Source organism: Streptomyces sp. Go-475, assembly GCF_003330845.1.
Classification (GTDB): domain Bacteria; phylum Actinomycetota; class Actinomycetes; order Streptomycetales; family Streptomycetaceae; genus Streptomyces.
On record NZ_CP026121.1, the window covers coordinates 4,735,152 to 4,752,945 of the forward strand.

General features: G+C 71.0%; 18 protein-coding genes and 1 tRNA gene. 9 read left to right on the forward strand and 10 right to left on the reverse strand.

The features are described 5' to 3' along the window. Window positions 1–20: 20 nt before the first annotated feature. From C1703_RS21840 to C1703_RS21850, 3 genes are all read left to right on the forward strand, one after another. The gene (locus C1703_RS21840) at window positions 21–1,046 is read left to right on the forward strand and encodes a permease (RefSeq protein WP_114254474.1); all 1,026 of its coding nucleotides are present in this window, start codon (window positions 21–23) and stop codon (window positions 1,044–1,046) included. Beyond that, a complete protein-coding gene (locus C1703_RS21845) occupies window positions 1,043–1,981 on the forward strand; it encodes a TIGR03943 family protein (RefSeq protein WP_114254475.1) in 939 nt (312 codons plus the stop codon). The genes C1703_RS21840 and C1703_RS21845 overlap by 4 nt, the downstream gene beginning before the upstream one ends. Window positions 1,982–2,046: 65 nt before the next feature. Next, window positions 2,047–2,454, forward strand: a complete 408-nt coding sequence (locus C1703_RS21850; RefSeq protein ID WP_114254476.1) for a hypothetical protein — start codon at window positions 2,047–2,049, stop codon at window positions 2,452–2,454. A 6-nt stretch (window positions 2,455–2,460) separates the two neighbouring features. Here the strand turns inward: C1703_RS21850 and C1703_RS21855 are convergent, their stop codons facing one another. From C1703_RS21855 to C1703_RS21880, 6 genes are all read right to left on the reverse strand, one after another. Beyond that, window positions 2,461–3,102, reverse strand: a complete 642-nt coding sequence (locus C1703_RS21855; protein ID WP_157993151.1) for a hypothetical protein — start codon at window positions 3,100–3,102, stop codon at window positions 2,461–2,463. 201 nt (window positions 3,103–3,303) lie between these two features. Then, the gene (locus tag C1703_RS21860; protein WP_114254478.1) at window positions 3,304–4,029 is read right to left on the reverse strand and encodes a hypothetical protein; all 726 of its coding nucleotides are present in this window, start codon (window positions 4,027–4,029) and stop codon (window positions 3,304–3,306) included. A gap of 150 nt (window positions 4,030–4,179) precedes the next feature. Continuing rightward, window positions 4,180–5,112 (reverse strand): hypothetical protein, encoded by a 933-nt coding sequence (locus tag C1703_RS21865; RefSeq protein ID WP_114254479.1) that lies wholly within the window; start codon window positions 5,110–5,112, stop codon window positions 4,180–4,182. Between the two features lie 543 nt (window positions 5,113–5,655). Further along, window positions 5,656–5,729: transfer RNA gene (locus C1703_RS21870), tRNA-Pro, on the reverse strand. A 47-nt stretch (window positions 5,730–5,776) separates the two neighbouring features. Further along, complete coding sequence (locus C1703_RS21875; RefSeq protein WP_114254480.1) at window positions 5,777–6,547, reverse strand: Pr6Pr family membrane protein; 771 nt, start codon at window positions 6,545–6,547, stop codon at window positions 5,777–5,779. Between the two features lie 113 nt (window positions 6,548–6,660). Next, on the reverse strand, window positions 6,661–7,587 hold the full coding sequence (locus tag C1703_RS21880) for a metallophosphoesterase (protein WP_114254481.1): 927 nt from the start codon (window positions 7,585–7,587) through the stop codon (window positions 6,661–6,663). 158 nt (window positions 7,588–7,745) lie between these two features. On the opposite strand from C1703_RS21880, the gene C1703_RS21885 reads away from it, so the two are divergent. Continuing rightward, a complete protein-coding gene (locus C1703_RS21885) occupies window positions 7,746–8,210 on the forward strand; it encodes a GatB/YqeY domain-containing protein (RefSeq protein ID WP_114254482.1) in 465 nt (154 codons plus the stop codon). A gap of 313 nt (window positions 8,211–8,523) precedes the next feature. On the opposite strand, the gene C1703_RS21890 is transcribed toward C1703_RS21885, so the two are convergent. Beyond that, window positions 8,524–10,830: a transglycosylase domain-containing protein gene (locus tag C1703_RS21890; RefSeq protein ID WP_114254483.1), complete on the reverse strand. Its 2,307-nt coding sequence runs from the start codon at window positions 10,828–10,830 to the stop codon at window positions 8,524–8,526. A 408-nt stretch (window positions 10,831–11,238) separates the two neighbouring features. Here C1703_RS21890 and wblA point away from each other — a divergent pair, with 408 nt between their 5' ends. Then, window positions 11,239–11,577: a transcriptional regulator WblA gene (wblA, locus tag C1703_RS21900; RefSeq protein ID WP_031115994.1), complete on the forward strand. Its 339-nt coding sequence runs from the start codon at window positions 11,239–11,241 to the stop codon at window positions 11,575–11,577. A 168-nt stretch (window positions 11,578–11,745) separates the two neighbouring features. Here wblA and C1703_RS21905 read toward each other — a convergent pair whose 3' ends face one another. Together C1703_RS21905 and C1703_RS21910 are read right to left on the reverse strand one after the other, a co-directional pair. After that, window positions 11,746–13,158 (reverse strand): ArsA family ATPase, encoded by a 1,413-nt coding sequence (locus tag C1703_RS21905; protein ID WP_114254484.1) that lies wholly within the window; start codon window positions 13,156–13,158, stop codon window positions 11,746–11,748. Between the two features lie 298 nt (window positions 13,159–13,456). After that, window positions 13,457–14,434 carry an ArsA-related P-loop ATPase gene (locus C1703_RS21910; RefSeq protein WP_114254485.1) on the reverse strand — a complete coding sequence of 326 codons (978 nt, stop codon included), beginning with the start codon at window positions 14,432–14,434 and terminating at the stop codon, window positions 13,457–13,459. 118 nt (window positions 14,435–14,552) lie between these two features. Between C1703_RS21910 and C1703_RS21915 the strand changes: the two genes are divergently transcribed. From C1703_RS21915 to C1703_RS21930, 4 genes are all read left to right on the forward strand, one after another. Continuing rightward, the gene (locus C1703_RS21915; protein ID WP_003991873.1) at window positions 14,553–14,711 is read left to right on the forward strand and encodes a DUF4177 domain-containing protein; all 159 of its coding nucleotides are present in this window, start codon (window positions 14,553–14,555) and stop codon (window positions 14,709–14,711) included. Then, on the forward strand, window positions 14,711–15,172 hold the full coding sequence (locus C1703_RS21920; protein WP_114254486.1) for a RidA family protein: 462 nt from the start codon (window positions 14,711–14,713) through the stop codon (window positions 15,170–15,172). The genes C1703_RS21915 and C1703_RS21920 overlap by 1 nt, the downstream gene beginning before the upstream one ends. 81 nt (window positions 15,173–15,253) lie before the next feature. Next, complete coding sequence (locus tag C1703_RS21925) at window positions 15,254–16,132, forward strand: NUDIX hydrolase (RefSeq protein WP_114254487.1); 879 nt, start codon at window positions 15,254–15,256, stop codon at window positions 16,130–16,132. Further along, a complete protein-coding gene (locus C1703_RS21930; RefSeq protein WP_114254488.1) occupies window positions 16,129–16,959 on the forward strand; it encodes an MBL fold metallo-hydrolase in 831 nt (276 codons plus the stop codon). Before C1703_RS21925 ends, C1703_RS21930 begins: the two co-directional genes overlap by 4 nt. A gap of 6 nt (window positions 16,960–16,965) precedes the next feature. On the opposite strand, the gene C1703_RS21935 is transcribed toward C1703_RS21930, so the two are convergent. After that, window positions 16,966–17,787, reverse strand: coding sequence for a nucleotidyltransferase domain-containing protein (locus tag C1703_RS21935; protein ID WP_114254489.1), 822 nt, complete (start codon window positions 17,785–17,787; stop codon window positions 16,966–16,968). Between the last annotated feature and the right edge of the window lie 7 nt (window positions 17,788–17,794).

Genomic DNA, 17,794 nt, shown 5'->3' on the forward strand with positions numbered 1-17,794 from the left:
CAGGCGGAGGTACCGGGCCCGTGGCCATCACGAAGACCGCCCCGCGGGAGAGCGGCGAGCACGCGGACACCGATCCGGACCGGGACCGGGACGAGGGCAGGCACCTCAACTCCCCCCTCCTCCTCACCCTGCTGCTGCTCACCGCGGTGATGTTCCAGGACCCGATCCGCGGGGCGCTGTCCGCACCCGTGATGCAGAGCTGGATGACGGTGTTCGTCGCCGTCATGGTCCAGGCGCTGCCGTTCCTGGTGCTCGGCGTGCTGCTCTCGGCGGCGATCGCGGTGTTCGTGCCGCCGTCCTTCTTCGCCCGGGCCCTGCCGAGCCGCCCCGCCCTGGCGGTCCCGGTCGCGGGCGCGGCGGGCGCGGTGCTCCCGGGCTGCGAGTGCGCGTCGGTCCCGGTGGCCGGAGCCCTGGTCCGCAGGGGTGTCACCCCGGCCGCGGCCCTGGCGTTCCTGCTGTCGGCGCCCGCCATCAACCCGATCGTGCTGACGGCGACGGCCGTGGCGTTCCCCGGCGACCCGGAGATGGTCCTGGCCCGCTTCGTGGCGAGCCTGCTGGTGGCCTGCGCGATGGGCTGGCTCTGGCACCGCCTGGGCCGCACGGACTGGCTGCGCCTCCCGGCGGGGACGTCGTACGAGGGGCAGGGCAAGGGGGCGGCCTTCTGGGACTCGGTGCGGCACGACGTCACGCACGCGGGCGGCTTCCTGGTGATCGGCGCGATGGCCGCGGCGACACTGAAGGCGGTGGTACCGGCGGAGTGGCTGCGCGTGGCGGCCGACCACCCGGTGCTGTCGGTCCTGGCCCTCGCGGTGCTGGCCGTGCTCCTCTCCATCTGCTCGGAGGCGGACGCGTTCGTGGCGGCCTCGCTGACCCAGTTCTCCCTGACGGCCCGTCTGACGTTCCTGGTGGTGGGGCCGATGATCGACCTGAAGCTCTTCGCGATGCAGGCGGGCACCTTCGGCCGCGCCTTCGCCCTGCGGTTCGCCCCCGCGACCTTCGCCCTGGCCGTCGTCGTGTCGGCCCTGACCGGAACGGTCCTGCTGTGAACCGCCTGGCCCAGTCGGCCCTGCTCTTCCTGCTCGGCGCGACCCTGCTGCACGCCGCCACGACCGACCTCTACCTCCGCTACGTCAAGTCGGGCCTGCGCCCGCTTGTCCTGCTGGCGGGCGCGGTACTGATCGCGACGGCGGCGGCGACGCTCTGGTACGACCACCGCCGCGGCAAGGCGGCCGCCCGCGGTGAGGCGGCCGTCCTTCCCCACGAGCCGCGTCGCGGTGAGGCGGCCGTCCTTCCCCACGAGCCGCGTCGCGGTGAGGCGGCCGTCCTTCCCCACGAGCCGCGTCGCGGTGAGGCGGCCGTCCTTCCCCACGAGCCGCGTCGCGGTGAGGCGGCCGTCCTTCCCCACGAGCCGCGTCGCGGTGAGGCGGCCGTCCTTCCCCACGAGCCGCGTCGCGGTGAGGCAGCCGCCCATCCCCACGAACCTCGCGTCTCCTGGCTGCTCACCCTCCCGGTGCTCGCTCTGATCCTGGTCGCCCCGCCGGCCCTCGGCTCCTACAGCGCCGCCCACACCGGCACGGCCCTGACCAAACCCTTCGGCTTCCCGGACCTCCCCGACGGCGACCCCCTCCGCCTCGGTGTCGCCGACTACGCGGGCCGGGCGGTCTACGACGACGGCCGCTCCCTGCGCGGCCGCCAGTTGAAGATCACCGGCTTCGTCACGCTGGACCGGACGGGCACCCCCTACCTGGTCCGCATGGGCCTCAACTGCTGCGCCGCGGACGCCCAGCCGGTCAAGATCGCCCTGACCGGCAACGTCCCTCCGGTCCTGAGGCCGGACACGTGGCTGGAGGTAACCGGCCGCTACACACCCCGCCGCACCCGGGACCCCGTCAACGACGGCCCCATCCCGTACCTCGAGGTCACCGGCTCCCGCCCGGTCGCCACCCCGCACGACCCCTACGACGAGACGTGGAACACCTGACGGAGGCGTAGTAGAAATGCCCCTCCCGGGTACCCGGAGAAGCCGCTGATCAGCGAGGGGGATCGATGACCACACTCGAAGGGGAGCGCACCGCCGAACTCGACCCGGCGCTCCTGACCGAGGCCCGTGAGCGACTCGCCAAGGCCGACAGCAGAGCGGGACTGACCCTGGCGACCCTGGGCGCGGCCCTGACCGCCCTGCTCGGCGCGATCACCGCCGGCGTCATCGCGCCCGGCCAGTACCCGGCGATCCCGCAACTCCTCGTCTGGTCCGGCTGCGCGGCCTGCGCCCCGGCGCTGGTCCTGCTCGGCCTCGCGGCCCAGCCCCGGCCCGGCTCCGGCCACGAGACCCGCCTGGAGTCCCTGGCCCGCGCGACCTCGCTCAAGTACCGCCGTATACGCCTGGCGATGCTGTGGGGCGCGGCCTTCCTCGCCCTGACCCTCGCGGGAACCCTGGCGGGAACGCTCGCCTGACCGGAATCACCGCTCCCCTGCGGCGCGGGGGTCGTACACCCACACGGCGACCTCGCCCCCGCAGTCCAGACACGCCGTCATCGCCAGCGCCCGGGCGACCTGCCGGGCGCCCTCCGCGCTGCTGACGGTCCCGCCCATCGGCGTGCCCGCACGCTTCAGCTCCCGTAGGTGGATCAGGTGCGGCGAGTAGATCCGCAGGCAGGTCACACACTGCAGCGGCGCCCGCATGACGGCCCGGGTCTGCGGGGCCTGTTCGCCGAAGGCCGTCGACAGTGCGTCGTACAAGGGGTAAAGGTCGCTCGCCGAGGCCGCGTCGATGGTGGTCTTCAGCAGCGCGATGTTCCCCGCGACGGCGTCCCGGCTGAACGCGTCGAAGTCCTCGTGCGGGGTGAGGTGCCGTCCCCGGACCACGAGTTCCCGCCGCGGCACCCCGTCACCCTCCCGGCCGGTCGTCTCGTCCCCGACGAACCGGACGAAGACGCCACCACGATCATTGAAGGTGTTGCGGACGACCCGGTACCGCGAGGTCGTCAGGTCACCCCGGAGCCCGTGCCGGGCGAGGACCTCCCCGATGAACACGTCGTCGGCCCGTCGCACGTCGGCGATCCACAGGGCTTCCAACTCCCCGGCGGCATCCCGCATCAGCACGTGCTCGTCCCCGACGGACCGCCTCGCCTCCGGCTGATCCCCCGGCTGATCCCCCGGCTGATCCTCCGACTGGGACACCGCCGCATCCCCGGACCGCCCCTCGGGCCCCCGCCCCTGCGGCCGCTCCCGCCGCTCCCTCCACCTACGGAACAACGTCACCACAACCACCGCCTCCCACTCCAGGCACGCCCTGCGGATCGTTCACGCCAGCTTCTCTCCGCCGCGCTTCTCGGCACGGGTCAGCAGCTCCCACGGCAGCAACGCCGTCACGTTCCGGTCGGCGGCGAGATATGCGAGGTGCAGGGCGCGCTTCGGCTCGTCCACGCAGACCAGCCAGTGCGCGACGTCGACCCGTCCGAGCGGCGCGCCGGCACCCCGGAACACGCCGTCCACCCACTGGATGTACCCGCCGGGCATGAGCCGCCGGATCTGCCGCGGTCTCGCGCGGGGCAGCAGGCTCACGACCACGTGCACGTCGTCCCCGAACGACCGCCCGGCACCGTCCCGCGCCTCGGCGACGAACGCCAGCGCGCCGTCCTCCGCGAGCCGCCGCCACCCCGCCCGCCGGGTCAGTGCCATACCGGTGGCCTCGACCTTGTCCATGTGCTGCGGGATGACCCGCCGCACCCAGCCGTTGACCTCCTCCGCCCACACCACCACGGCCACGACCAGCCGCCCCCCAGGCACCTCGTACCGGTACGTGGCCGCACGGGACAGCGAACCGGGCGCGACCTCGCCCTCCCTCTCGAGCCGGAACACCAGGGCCTCGGCGAGCCCCTCGCTCGGATCCCCCGCCGGATAGGTGGTGAGCCGCGTCCCCGCCAGCTCACCCCCGGACTCCCGCTCGATCGAGTCCACGAGCCCACGGATCTCCCCGACGTCGAGGTCGTCCCCCTGATGCAGAATCAGCACACGCTCCGCGCCCATGCGGGCATGGCACCACACGGGGGCCGGGACCGGTCCCGGGCGCGGGAGGGCTGGCGCCACAGGCCTCTGGAAAACGCTGAAACTGCAGAGGGCCCCGACCGTTGCCGGTTGGGACCCCAGACCAGAGGGAAGGTCGCGCGGTTTCCTGCCTCAGTAAACCTCAGGAATCTTTTCCCGCATCCCCGTCGACCCTTTTCCTGCACTTACCGGAAGCATGCCTTCTTCTGACTTGTCATCGTAGATGAAGCGCAGGAACTTGAGCTTCTCCCCCTTGGCGTGAGCGTTCCACGCCTTCACCGTCGTGCCGTAGAGCACGGTTTTGTCTCGGTAAGACAGGGAGCGATCCATGCGGGCAATTGCTCGGTTCCGCAGCAGGAGGGCGGGATCTCCCTTCGACATGTCTTCCCCGAGAATCATCTTCTCGACAAATGAGTCAATGGCTCCTGGGTTTTTTCCTCGAGAGGCTTGCGCCAGAACAGCCAGCATGTTTGTCGAGGAAGATCCGCATGCTCGATAAATGCGCGAGGCAGCGGCAGAGTACTCTTGCAGCTCCGGCCACTGGTCGACCGTCTCGAAGATGACGTCGTTGTCGAAGGTGCTGCGATGCATGAGAGCCACCTCCCCGCCGTTCTCCCTGCATTGCTCAGCGAACAGGATGATCCTGGCCGCCCCTTTGACGATGTTCGCATTGGCCACACGCATGAACTGCGAGGCGACTCGGCCATACCCTGTGTCAATTACAGCGAATGTGGACGGGTCGGCGCCTACGTGTACCCTTATGGGCACTACAGTCTTAGAGTGAATCACTGCCATAAGGCGGTGCTGCCCATCGATCAGGTTTCCCTGCTGGTCGAAGGCGATTGACTGATGCGTCAGCTTCCAGCGGCCCTCCGCCATGGCCTTTGCGTAGCGCTTGACGCGCACGGTGGAAACTTTCCTGTTTTCCTCCAGGTTCCTTTCCAGCCATTGCGTGGCCAGATCGGTCCCTACCCAGTAATCCCCTGAGCGGACCGGGATGCCGTATTCGTTCAGCGTGGGAATGCGGAACGCGTAACCGTCTTCTTGTCTGTCTATGTCGGCCATGTAAAGGAGTCCATCATGACAGCGGGTTGAAGGAGAGGCATTTGTTCCTATTTGCCGGTGTTGTTTAGCTCGTCCGAGTGTATAATTCCACCTTTTCGAGTGGTGCTTTCCGTGCATACCTTCAGTCGTGTTGGGCCTCGGGGTGCATCTGTGATGCGGCCGTCACCGAGCAGGATTCCGTTGACCACCAGAGGCGAGGTCGCGCCGACGGCGCCTTTCTCGGCGAAGGGGAGCCGTGACTCGATCGCCGCCCCCACACGACTCATCAGTCGGCGGCTCGGTGGGATCGTGGCGACCATCGACTGATCGCGTGTGGCGGTACCGGCTCGGCCCGCTTGCTCGGCCACTGCTGCCGCTGGGGATGGCGACCCTCTCGGTCCCAGGGTCGCTCTGGGCCTAGCCGCCTGCGGCGCGCACCGCGCGGCGGTGGCGCAGGTCCCGTTCGAGCTGGGTCTTCCCCCGGAAGGCTTCGCCACGTCTCTATAAACCTGTCAGGGGCCTGATCCACTCACTGGATCAGGCCCCTGACCTGGTACTTCACTGTCGGGGTGGCGGGATTTGAACCCACGACCTCTTCGTCCCGAACGAAGCGCGCTGCCAAGCTGCGCTACACCCCGATGTCGCTGCTCTCGCGGCGACGACGTTTACTTTAGCCCACCGGTCGCTAGACACGAAATCCGGTTTTCCCGCGGTGGCGGATGGGGTTCGGGCGGGCGTGGTCCAGGGCCACGAGGAGGACGGCCAGGGCGTAGAAGGAGAGGCCCAGGAGGAGGGCGTTGCCGAGGACGCGCTTGTAGCCGTCCTGGCCGACGTCCAGGAAGGGGTAGAGGTAGCGGTCGGGGGTGCCGGGGAGGAGCAGTTCGCCCCGGGTGAGGGAGAAGGCCAGGTAGGCCAGGGGGTAGAGCAGCCAGGTCGGGGCGTGGCGCAGGTGCAGGCGGCCGGGGGTCGTGAGCAGGAGCCAGTCCAGTACGGCCGCGATCGGTGTCACCGTGTGGAGCGTGTGGTGGGCCAGGGCCTGCCAGCCCTTCGGGGTCGCGGCCTCGCCCGTGAGGGAGAAGGGGCTCGCCTCGTTCGCCAGGAGCAGATGGTGCACGAGGGCCGCGATGACGACGTAGAGCAGGGTCGCGCCCAGGACGGAACCCGGCAGGGGGCGGCTGGCCGTCCACGCGCGGCGGGCCGAGAAGGTCATGACCACGGCCAGCAGGATGTTGCTCTGGACCGCGAAGTGGCCCAAAACCCGGGACGGGTCGCCGAGGAGCAGTTCGAGCGTCACGCCGGCGACCGCCGCGAGGGCGATCAGCAGGCGGTAGGCCGCTGCCGCGGGGCGGCGGACCGGGGTGACGACGGCCGTGGCGGGGACGGGGGAGGGCCGGAGCGCGGGCTTGCGCGGGATCGCGGGGAGGTCCGGGAGGTCCCTGGGTATCGGGGCTGTCATGCCCCCACGCTGACAGAACCGGACAAAGGGGGCGATGTGGGTGCCGCTGTGTGGGTTACCCCCTCATCCCAGCCCGGACACCATGCCCGGGTCTGCGCCCCTCGACGTCCCGGCTACTCCCGTCCCACCAGCGTCAGCAGTGTCGCCTCCGGCGGGCAGGCGAACCGTACCGGCGTGTAGCGGTTCGTGCCGCACCCCGCCGACACGTGGAGGTACGACGTACGGCCCTCCGCCGTGTGCGTGGACAGGCCCTTCACCCGGTCCGTGTCCAGGTCGCAGTTGGTGACCAGCGCGCCGTAGAAGGGGATGCACAGCTGGCCGCCGTGGGTGTGGCCGGCCAGGATCAGGGGGTAGTCGTCAGCGGTGAAGGCGTCCAGGGTGCGCAGGTACGGGGCGTGGACGACGCCCATCGAGAAGTCCGCCGTGTCCGACGGGCCGCCTGCCACCTGGTCGTAGCGGTCCCTCTTGATGTGCGGGTCGTCCAGGCCCGTCAGCTCCAGCGACAGGCCCTCGATCTTGAGCGTGCCGCGCGTGTTCGTCAGGTTGAGCCAGCCCGCCGCGTCGAAACCGTCCCGCAGGTCCTCCCACGGGTTGTGCACCGCGCCGACGGCCGGCGGGTTGCCGTTCAGGCCGTGGCGGCCCTGGGCCTTCTCCATCAGGTAGCGGGCGGGGTTGCGCAGCTTCGGGCCGTAGTAGTCGTTGGAACCGAAGACGTACGCGCCCGGGAACTCCATCAGGGGGCCGAGCGCGTCCAGGACCTCCGGGACGCCCTCCGGGTCGGAGAGGTTGTCGCCCGTGTTGATCACGAAGTCCGGGCGCAGGCCCGCCAGGGACCGCAGCCAGCGCTGCTTCTTGCGCTGGCCGCCCACCATGTGGATGTCCGACACCTGGAGCACGCGCAGGGGGCGCATCCCTGAGGGCAGGACCGGGACGGTGACCCGGCGGAGGCGGAAGGAGCGGGCCTCGAAGCCCGCCGCGTACAACAGACCGGCGGCACCAGCCGCCGCGATTCCCAGGGGGACTCCGTATCGCGCGCGCATACGACCATCGTGTCAGACCGCGTGGGATGCCCGCGCCCGGCGGTGCGCGAATTGGCCCGGCCCCACCGGCCCTTGCCCTGCCGTCCCGTGAAGGGAGCGGGCCGACGTCCCGTAAATCCAGGGGCACCTTTTCCGCCGCACCTGCGACAATCGACCCCATGACCACGCTCAAGTCGAAGCTGCAGGATGACCTCAACGCCGCGATCAAGGAGCGCGACGAGCTGCGCTCCTCGACGCTCCGGCTGACGCTCGCCGCGATCACCAAGGAGGAGGTCGCGGGCAAGGAGAAGCGCGAGCTCTCCGACGACGAGGTGCAGAAGGTGATCACCCGGGAGGCGAAGAAGCGGCGTGAGGCCGCCGAGGCCTTCGCGCAGGGCGGTCGTGCCGAGCAGGCCGAGCGGGAGAAGGCGGAGGGCGAGGTGCTCGCCGAGTACCTGCCCAAGCAGCTGTCCGACGAGGAGCTCCAGCGGATCGTGGCCCAGGCCGTCGAGGAGGCCAAGGCGGCCGGTGCGGAGGGGCCGCGGGCCATGGGCGCGGTCATGAAGATCGTGAACCCGAAGGTGGCCGGTCAGGCCGAGGGCGGCCGTGTCGCCGCCGCGGTGAAGAAGCTGCTGGCCGGCTGACCGGGCCGGCGATCACCACCGGTCTCCGCTGACCGGCTCTCACCGAGCCTGGTCTCCGCTGACCGCTTCTCACCGAGCCTGGTCTCCGCTGACCGGTTCTCACCGAGCCTGGTCTCCGCTGACCGGCTCTCACAGAGCCTGGTCTCCGCCGACCGGCTCACAGAGCCTGGTCGGCACCGACCGGCTCACAGAACAAGGGGCGGCCCTCCTCCTTCCCAGCCGGGAAGCAGGAGGGCCGCCCCTTTTCAGATCACGCCGTTCGGTCACGCCGGTTCGGTCACGCCGGTCACGTCCGTCCGGTCACACCGGCCGCTCAGCCGAACCGCCCGCCGTTGCCGTTCCCGCCCCCGTTGTCCTGCCCCCGGAAGAATCCCTCGGGGATGGAGAACGAAGGCGTCGGGACGGGATCGCCGCCCCCGCCGCCGTTGTTGTTGCCGCCGACCAGGCCGCCGATGAAGCCGTCGTTGTCGCCGTTGTCCCCGTCGTCGCGGCCGCCCCCGCCGCCGTTGCCCCCGCCGTTGCCGTCGCCGCGGTCCCGGTCGATGCCGTCGGGGATGTGGACGGTGTTGAAGCTCTCGACGGGCTTGCCCTCCAGCGCCCCGTACATCATGTCCTTCCAGATGGGGCCGGGGACCTCGCCACCGAAGACCTTGTCGTACGGCCGGCCGCCGATCGTGATGTTGGTCATCCTCCGCTTGTGCGCCGGGTCGCCGACCCACACCGCGCCCGCCATGTTCGGCGTGTAGCCCACGAACCAGGCCGCGTAGCGCTCGTCCGTCGTACCGGTCTTGCCGGCGCTGTCCCGGCCGTTCCCGAGACCGGCCTTCCGGCCCGTACCGTCCTCGACGACGCCCTTCAGCAGCGCGTTGATCGTGTCGGCGGTCTTCTCCGACATCGCGCGCGAGCACGTCGACTTCGGGACCTCGAGCTTGCGGGTGTCGTCACCGACCCGCTGGCTGACCGACTCGATGGCGACCGGCGTGCAGTACATGCCGCGCGAGGCGAAGGTCGCGTACGCGTTCGCCATGGTCAGCGGGGACATCTCCTGCGTGCCGAGGGCGATGGAGGGCACCTGGGGCATCTTGTCGCCGTCGGCCCGCACGACGCCCATCTTCTTCGCCATCGTCGTCACCGGGCAGATGCCGATGTCGCTGATCATCTGCACGTAGTAGGTGTTGACCGACTTGGCGGTCGCCTCCTTCATGTCGTACGGGCCGACCTCCGACGAGTTCTCGTTCTCGAGCTTCGCCGGGTTGCGGGGGTCGTTCAGCCACTTCTTGCCGTCGCAGGCCGCGACCGGGCTCGGGTACGCCATCCGGTACGGCGAGGAGTACACCTTGTTGGCCGGCATGCCGTCCTCGAGGGCGGCGGCGGCCACGATCGGCTTGAACGTCGAACCGGGCTGGTAGCCCATGCCGCCGCCCATCGCCTGGTCGACGGAGAGGTTGATCTGCGTCTCGTTCTTCTTGAAGCCGTACGGACGCGACTGGCCCATGGCGAGGATCTTGCCGGTGCCGGGTTCGACGAGGGTGACGGCGGTGGCCACCGGGTCGCTCTTGTAGACGTGGTCCTTGATGGACCGCTGCGCCGAGTCCTGCGCCTGCGGGTCCATGGTGGTGCGGATGGTGAGACCGCCCTGGTTCCAGACCTTCGCCCGGGCCTCCCTGGTCTTGCCGAAGACCGGGTCGGTCAGGAAGACCTCGCGCACGTAGTCGCAGAAGAAGCCGGCGCCCTTGACCGCCGTGATGCAGCCGTTCCTCGGCTTGCTGACCTTCAGGCCCAGCGGCGCCTTCATCGCCTCGGCGGCCTGGGCCCGGGAGATGTCGCCGACCTCGGCCATCCGGCGCAGCACGGTGTTGCGGCGCTTGGTGGCCTCCGCTTCGTCGTTGACCGGGTCGTACCGGCTGGGCGACTGGACGATGCCGGCGAGGAGGGCCGACTCCTGGAGGTTCAGGTCCTTGGCGGACTTGGAGAAGTAGCGCCGGGCGGCGGCCTCGACGCCGTAGGCCTGCTGGCCGAAGAAGGTGATGTTGAGGTAGTTCTCGAGGATCTTCTTCTTGCCCAGCTCCTCCTCGACCTGGATCGCGTACTTGAGTTCGCGGATCTTGCGGCCGATGGTCTGCTGGGTGGCCTGCGCGACCTTCGTCGGGTCGTCGCCCGCCTCCTCGACGAAGACGTTCTTCACGTACTGCTGCGTCAGGGTGGAGGCGCCCTCGGAGACTCCACCGCTCTGCGCGTTCTTGTTGAGGGCGCGCAGGACGCCCTTCAGGTCGACCGCGCCGTGCTGGTAGAAGCGCGAGTCCTCGATCGCGACGATCGCCTTCTGCATATCCGGCGCGATGTCCTTGAGGGGGACCACCGTGCGGTCGCGCGAGTAGACCGTGGCGATCTGGCCGCCGTCGGCGTCGAGGATGGTGGTGCGCTGGCTCAGCGGCGGCGTCTTGAGGTTGGCCGGGAGCTCGTCGAAGCTCTCGACCGATCCCTTCGCCGCCAGCCCCAGCGCACCCACCGCGGGCAACGCGATACCGGCCAGCACGGCCCCCGCGAGGACACTGACACCGAGGAACTTGGCGGCCTGCTGCGTGGGAGACAGACCACCGCCCGAGCGCTTCTTTGGCATGAGGGCAGCCTACGTTCTCATTCGCCGGACAGGCGTATAGGCATTGGCCTAAGCTGCTCTCAACTGTCACAGCAGTGAGGTCACGTATCAATACGTCCGGCGACCCCGAATCGTTCCGGGTGTTCCCCAACTTTTTTGGTGGGGTCGTGTCCGAATCCGCCTTGTGTGTCATGCGGCGTCCGTTGTGACGCAACTGAACTGTCCTGGTTTGCCGGGAAAGTTACGTATGTCGCCAGCTCACTCCCCCGGGTGATCTGCCGCTTACCCATAGTCCGTTCGGGCCATTCAAGATTGGGCCCGCTGGGGGTGTTGCGCTGTGCCCACCTTCCGTAACGTCCTCAACTGGCGGCGGTGAATATGCCGCTGCCGCCGTGGGGGAGCCTCGATTCGGGAGAGGACGGCGCCGGTATGGGCTGGGTAACCGACTGGAGTGCGCAGGCGGCCTGCCGCACTACCGATCCGGATGAACTGTTCGTTCAAGGAGCAGCGCAGAACAGGGCCAAGGCGGTGTGCACCGGATGTCCGGTGCGTACGGAGTGCCTGGCCGACGCGCTCGACAACCGCGTCGAGTTCGGCGTGTGGGGAGGCATGACGGAGCGGGAGCGCCGCGCACTGCTGCGCAGGCGGCCCACGGTGACCTCCTGGCGCCGACTGCTGGAGACCGCGCGCTCGGAGTACGAGCGCGGCACGGGTGTGGTGCCTCTCGACGACGACGAGGTCTACGAGAACTACGCCGCGGTGAGCTGAGGAGTTCCCTCCGGGATCTCCGCACGTCTCAGGGCCCTTGACGGGCCCTTTGGCCGCTTCGGCAGCAGCACCGGGTCAGCCGCCTCGGTGGCAGCGTCGGTTGGCCGCTGCGGCGGCAGCAGCACCGGGACAGCCGCATGCGGCGGTGGCACCCGGCCGCGTCGTCCGTCAGGCGCTCGCCTCGGGCAGGCCGGACGCAGCGGACGCGTCGGAGACAGCGGACGCGCCGGGGACAGTGGACGCGTCGGGCAGCTCGCGTTCGTTGGCCGCGAGCCGGTCGCCGATGTCGCGCAGTCCCGCGAGGTCGTGCACGTCACCGGGCAGCGCGGCCACTTCCGTGACGGCCACCTCGGGGTGGAGCGCGGTGAAGCGGTCACGCGTGCGCTGCTCGCGGGAGAGCAACTGCATACGTTCGGCGTGCAGCCTCAGCAGGCCTGCCGTGAGCTGGTCGACGGAGCGCTCGGCGTGTTCGGCGTCGTCCTCGGCGGGGGAGCCACCGTCGGAGGCCTCAGCAGCGTCCGGAGCTGGGGTTTCGTGCGTGGGAGAGTCTGAACTGCCGTACGTGTCGGGAGAGTTACGAAGTCCAGCTTTCCCGCCCTCCTGATCCACAATGCGGGAGTCCTCAAGATTTTCCGCGGCGGCGAGCGCCCGCTCGGCCGACAGCCCGTCGGCGCCGCTGCCGTGGACCCGGTTGAGCACCAGCCCGGCGAGCGGCATGTCCTCCGCGGCCAGGCGTTCCACGAAGTACGCGGCCTCGCGCAGCGCGTCCCGCTCCGGGGCCGCGACCACGAGGAACGCCGTCCCCGGCGCCTGGAGCAGCTTGTACGTGGCGTCCGCGCGCGTGCGGAAGCCGCCGAAGGTCGTGTCCATCGCGGAGACGAACGTCTGGACGTCCTTGAGGAGCTGGCCGCCGAGCAGCTTGCCCAGCGTGCCGGTCATCATCGACATCCCGACGTTCAGGAACTTCATCCCGGCGCGGCCGCCCAGCTTCGCGGGGGCCGTCAGCAGCCGGATCAGCCGCCCGTCGAGGAACGACCCGAGCCGCTTCGGCGCGTCCAGGAAGTCCAGCGCCGAGCGGGACGGCGGGGTGTCGACGACGATCAGGTCCCACTCGTCCCGGGCGCGCAGCTGGCCGAGCTTCTCCATCGCCATGTACTCCTGCGTGCCCGCGAAGCCCGCCGAGAGCGACTGGTAGAAGGGGTTGCCCAGGATGGCGGCCGCCCGCTCGCGGTCCGCGTGCGCCTCGACGATCTCGTCGAAGGTGCGCTTCATGTCGAGCATCATCGCGTGCAGTTCGCCGCCCGCGGAGTCGTCGATGCCCTTGACCCGGCGCGGGGTGTTGTCGAGGGAGTCGATGCCCATGGACTGGGCGAGCCGGCGGGCCGGGTCGATGGTGAGCACGACGACCTTGCGGCCCCGCTCGGCCGCGCGCAGGCCCAGGGCCGCCGCGGTCGTGGTCTTGCCGACCCCGCCCGCGCCGCAGCAGACCACGATGCGGGTCTTCGGGTCCTCCAGCAGCGGATCGACGTCGAGCAGCCGCGCCGGCGACAGATGGTGGTGGGCCGGGTCCGGACGACTCATGACATCCCCTGCTTCCGACTCATGACGGTCCTTGCCTGTGTGCCGGGCCGGAGCCCTGTGCCGGGCCGGAGCCCTGCGTCGCGGGGCCGGAGCCCTGCGTCGCCGGGCCGGAGCCCTGCGTCGCCGGGCCGGAGCCCTGTGCCGGGCCGGAGCCCTGCGTCGCCGGGCCGGAGCCCTCGGCCGGCTCGGAGCCCAGTGCGCGGCCGGAGCCCAGTGCGCGGCCGGAGCCCTGTGCGCGGCCGGAGCCCTGTGCGCGGCCGGAGCCCTGTGCGCGGCCGGAGCCCTGTGCGCGGCCGGCTCACGACACGCCCTGCTCGCGCAGCTCGCGGGCCAGCTCGTACAGCCCCGCCAGGTCCATGCCCTCGGCGAACAGCGGCAGTTCGTGCAGCGGCAGGCCCAGCTCGGTGAGGACCGCACGCTGCTCGTGCTCCAGCGCGTACCGCTCGGCGTACTCCTCGGCCTGGATGAGCAGCGGGTCCACCAGCCGCTCCGCGTGCCCGCCGCGCCGCGCCCCGCCGAGCCCGGCGGACGACAGCGACCGCGCGACTGTGGAACGCGGGACCGTGCGTACGAGTTCCAGGTCGGCCGCGTCCAACACCTCCGGCCGCACCATGTTCACGATGATCCGCCCCACCGGCAGCCGCGCCGACCGCAGCTCGGCGATGCCGTCCACGGTCTCCTGGACGGGCATCTCCTCCAGCAGCGTCACCAGGTGCACGGCCGTCTCCGGCGACTTCAGCACCCGCATCACGGCCTGGGCCTGATTGTGTATGGGGCCGATCTTGGCGAGGCCCGCGACCTCGTCGTTGACGTTCAGGAAACGCGTGATGCGCCCCGTGGGAGGGGCGTCCATGACGACGTAGTCGTAGGCGAACCGCCCGTTCTTGTCCTTGCGGCGCACCGCCTCGCACGCCTTCCCGGTCAGGAGTACGTCCCTCAGGCCGGGCGCGATGGTGGTGGCGAAGTCGATCGCGCCGAGCTTCTTCAGGGCCCGTCCGGCGCTGCCCAGCTTGTAGAACATCTGGAGGTAGTCCAGAAGGGCCAGTTCGGGGTCGATGGCGAGGGCGTACACCTCCCCGCCCCCTGGAGCGACGGCGATCTTCCGCTCCTCATAAGGCAGCGCTTCGGTCTCGAAGAGCTGCGCGATGCCCTGACGGCCCTCGACCTCGACGAGAAGCGTCCGCTTCCCCTCCGTGGCCAGGGCCAGCGCTAGGGCCGCGGCCACCGTGGTCTTGCCGGTACCGCCCTTGCCGCTGACGACCTGGAGCCTGCTCACGTATTCGAGCCTAACCAGTCCGCGCCCGGGCTACGCGGGAGGCTGTGGACAACCTGTGCCGGAGCCGGCCCCGGACCGCCGCCGTGACCCCGCTCGGACAGGGGCTAAAGTCGGCCGCATGACCAAGTGGGAATACGCAACCGTGCCGCTGCTCGTCCACGCCACGAAGCAGATTCTGGACACCTGGGGCGAGGACGGCTGGGAGCTCGTCCAGGTCGTGCCCGGGCCGAACAACCCCGAGCAGCTCGTGGCCTACCTGAAGCGGGAGAAGCAGTAGTGGGCGCCGTCGAGGCGAAGCTCGCCGAGCTGGGCCTGAGCCTGCCCGACGTCGTCCCGCCGCTCGCCGCCTACCAGCCGGCCGTGCAGTCCGGCCCGTACGTCTACACCGCCGGGCAGCTCCCCATGGTGGACGGCAAGCTTCCGGTCACCGGCAAGGTCGGCGCGGAGGTCACCCCGGAGGAGGCCAAGGAGCTGGCACGCACGTGTGCGCTGAACGCCCTGGCCGCCGTGAAGTCCGTCGCCGGTGACCTGGACCGCGTCGCGCGCGTGGTGAAGGTCGTCGGCTTCGTGGCCTCGGCCTCGGACTTCACCGGCCAGCCCGCCGTGCTGAACGGCGCGAGCGAGCTGCTCGGCGAGGTCCTCGGCGACAAGGGCGTGCACGCGCGCAGCGCGGTCGGTGTGGCGGTGCTGCCGCTGGACGCGCCGGTGGAGGTCGAGATCCAGGTGGAGCTCGCCTGACACCGGTTCGGTGGCCCTAGCTGCGGAATCCGTCCCCGGGGCCACTCGAACATCCGCCCGTCACGGGATAGCCTCGCGCCCATGGCGAACGGTCAGTGGTACCCCCCGGAGTGGCCGGAGCGGATCCGCGCTCTCGCGGCCGGCACCCTCACCCCGGTGACCCCGAAGCGCGCGGCGACCGTCATGCTCCTGAAGGACACCGGCTCCGGCCCCGTCGTCCACATGCTGCGCCGACGCGCCTCCATGGCCTTCGCCGGGGGCGCGTACGCGTATCCGGGCGGCGGCGTCGACCCGCGTGACGACGATCACCAGGTGCGCTGGGCGGGCCCCACGCGCGCGTGGTGGGCGGACCGGCTGGGCGTCGACGAGACGGCGGCCCAGGCGATCGTCTGCGCGGCCGTACGGGAGACGTACGAGGAGGCGGGCGTGCTGCTCGCCGGCCCGGCGCCCGACTCGGTCGTCGGCGACACCACCGGCGCCGACTGGGAGGCGGACCGTGCCGCCCTCGTCGCCCGGGACCTGTCCTTCGCGGAGTTCCTGGACCGCCGCGGTCTGGTCCTGCGCTCCGACCTGCTCGGCGCCTGGACCCGCTGGATCACCCCGGAGTTCGAGGCCCGCCGCTACGACACCTGGTTCTTCGTGGCCGCCCTCCCCGAGGGGCAGCGCACCCGCAACGCCTCCACGGAGGCGGACCGCACGGTGTGGATCGCCCCGGGCGAGGCGGCGGCCGGGTACGACCGGGGCGAGTTGCTGATGATGCCGCCGACCATCGCGACCCTGCGGCAGCTGACGGCGTACGAGACGGCCGCCCAGGCGCTCGCCGCCGCCCCCGGCCGGGACCTCACGCCCGTCCTGGCCACCGCCCGCCTGGTGGACGGCGAGATCGTGCTCTCCTGGCCGGGCCACGACGAGTTCACCAAGCACGTTCCGACCGCCCCTACCGGTGGAGCCGGCGCATGACGGACGCAGCAGCCCTTCCCGGCCAGCCCCGGGGCGGGGTCCTCTCGGGACCGGCCACCGCGCGGGCCGTCAACGTCCTGGCCCCCAACCCGTCGGCGATGACCCTGGACGGCACGAACACCTGGATCCTCTCCGAGCCCGACTCGGACCTGGCGGTGGTGGTCGACCCGGGGCCGCTGGACGAAGGGCACCTGCGCCATGTCGTCGCCACGGCCGAGCAGGCCGGCAAGCGCGTCGCCCTGACCCTGCTGACCCACGGTCACCCCGACCACGCGGCGGGCGCCGCCCGGTTCGCGGAACTGACCGGCACGCGCGTACGTGCCCTCGACCCGGCGCTGCGGCTGGGCGACGAGGGCCTGGCCGCCGGGGCCGTGATCACCACCGGCGGCCTCGAACTGCGGGTCGTGGCGACGCCCGGCCACACCGCCGACTCGCTCTCCTTCCACCTCCCGGCGGACCAGGCGGTCCTGACGGGCGACACGATCCTGGGGCGTGGCACGACGGTCGTGGCCCACCCCGACGGCCGCCTCGGCGACTACCTGGACTCCCTGCGCCGCCTCAGGTCCCTCACGGTCGACGACGGCGTCCACACGGTCCTGCCGGGCCACGGCCCCGTCCTGGAGGACGCCCAGGGCGCCGTCGAGTACTACCTGGCCCACCGCGCCCACCGCCTCGCCCAGGTCGAGACAGCGGTCGAGGACGGCTACCGCACCCCCGCCGAGGTCGTCGCCCACGTCTACGCCGACGTGGACCGCTCCCTGTGGCCGGCGGCCGAGCTGTCGGTACGGGCACAGCTGGACTATCTGGAGGAGCACGGACTCATCTAGGCGCCCTCATGCGGGTCGGGGCGCTTTGACGCCGTGCACGCGCGCGTACTCGGCGGCGAGCCACGGTCCGAGGTCGTCGACGTACGACCGGAGCACGGCGGCGTCCCCCGTCGGCTCGCGCCCGAGGACGGCCGCCGCCCGCAGTTGCTCCGCGCGCTGCGGGTAGTACCCGGCGAACGCCTCCGCCATCTCCCGCAGGTCGCTGGTCCAGCCGTTCCAACGGGGCATGACGAGCGTGAAGCCGGTGCGGACGAGGTGCCGGGACATGAAACGGACGAGCGGACGGCGGGCCTCGGCCGTGTCGTCCGCCTCGGCGATCCGCCGGCGCCAGCGGGGCAGGAGCAGGTGCAGATCGCCGTTGGTCTCGCGGGCCAGCAGTGAGTCGGGGCGGTAGCGCGGCAGACGCGCCGCCAGGTCCTCGCCCAGCAGCGGGGTGCACAGGCAGGCGAGGAACCAGCCCAGGTCGTGCCGCTCCAGGTCGCTCAGCAGCCGCTCCCGGCTGAAGAGCAGCGTCCCGTGGCCGTCGATCTGCTCGAACTGCGCGTCCAGCGCCGCGCCGAGCGCACGGGCGTCGGCCCGGTCCGCCTCGGTCGGCTCCTCGCGCAGGGCGAGCAGCAGGTCGAGGTCACTGCGTCCCACGCGCGCGGTGCCGCGCGGAATCGACCCGTAGAGGTACGCGCTGTGCAGCCGCGCCCCGAACACGTCGGTCAGCCCGTCCCTGGTCGCGGCGACGACGGGGCGGAAGGCGCCGGGCACGCGCGCGAGGGAGCCCTCCCGGGCGATGAAGCCCCCGGCGTCGAGCCCGGGGCGGTGAACGGTTCCGGCCATGTGGTCA

Bases quoted from the DNA above. Each gene is read 5' to 3' on its own strand.
- C1703_RS21925 (WP_114254487.1), top strand. From the start codon at position 15,254: ATGGCGAACGGTCAGTGGTACCCCCCGGAGTGGCCGGAGCGGATCCGC.
- C1703_RS21850 (WP_114254476.1), top strand. From the start codon at position 2,047: ATGACCACACTCGAAGGGGAGCGCACCGCCGAACTCGACCCGGCGCTC.
- C1703_RS21915 (WP_003991873.1), top strand. From the start codon at position 14,553: ATGACCAAGTGGGAATACGCAACCGTGCCGCTGCTCGTCCACGCCACG.
- C1703_RS21860 (WP_114254478.1), bottom strand. From the start codon at position 4,029: ATGGGCGCGGAGCGTGTGCTGATTCTGCATCAGGGGGACGACCTCGAC.
- wblA (WP_031115994.1), top strand. From the start codon at position 11,239: ATGGGCTGGGTAACCGACTGGAGTGCGCAGGCGGCCTGCCGCACTACC.
- C1703_RS21885 (WP_114254482.1), top strand. From the start codon at position 7,746: ATGACCACGCTCAAGTCGAAGCTGCAGGATGACCTCAACGCCGCGATC.
- C1703_RS21890 (WP_114254483.1), bottom strand. From the start codon at position 10,830: ATGCCAAAGAAGCGCTCGGGCGGTGGTCTGTCTCCCACGCAGCAGGCC.
- C1703_RS21875 (WP_114254480.1), bottom strand. From the start codon at position 6,547: ATGACAGCCCCGATACCCAGGGACCTCCCGGACCTCCCCGCGATCCCG.
- C1703_RS21930 (WP_114254488.1), top strand. From the start codon at position 16,129: ATGACGGACGCAGCAGCCCTTCCCGGCCAGCCCCGGGGCGGGGTCCTC.
- C1703_RS21880 (WP_114254481.1), bottom strand. From the start codon at position 7,587: ATGCGCGCGCGATACGGAGTCCCCCTGGGAATCGCGGCGGCTGGTGCC.
- C1703_RS21865 (WP_114254479.1), bottom strand. From the start codon at position 5,112: ATGGCCGACATAGACAGACAAGAAGACGGTTACGCGTTCCGCATTCCC.
- C1703_RS21905 (WP_114254484.1), bottom strand. From the start codon at position 13,158: ATGAGTCGTCCGGACCCGGCCCACCACCATCTGTCGCCGGCGCGGCTG.
- C1703_RS21935 (WP_114254489.1), bottom strand. From the start codon at position 17,787: ATGGCCGGAACCGTTCACCGCCCCGGGCTCGACGCCGGGGGCTTCATC.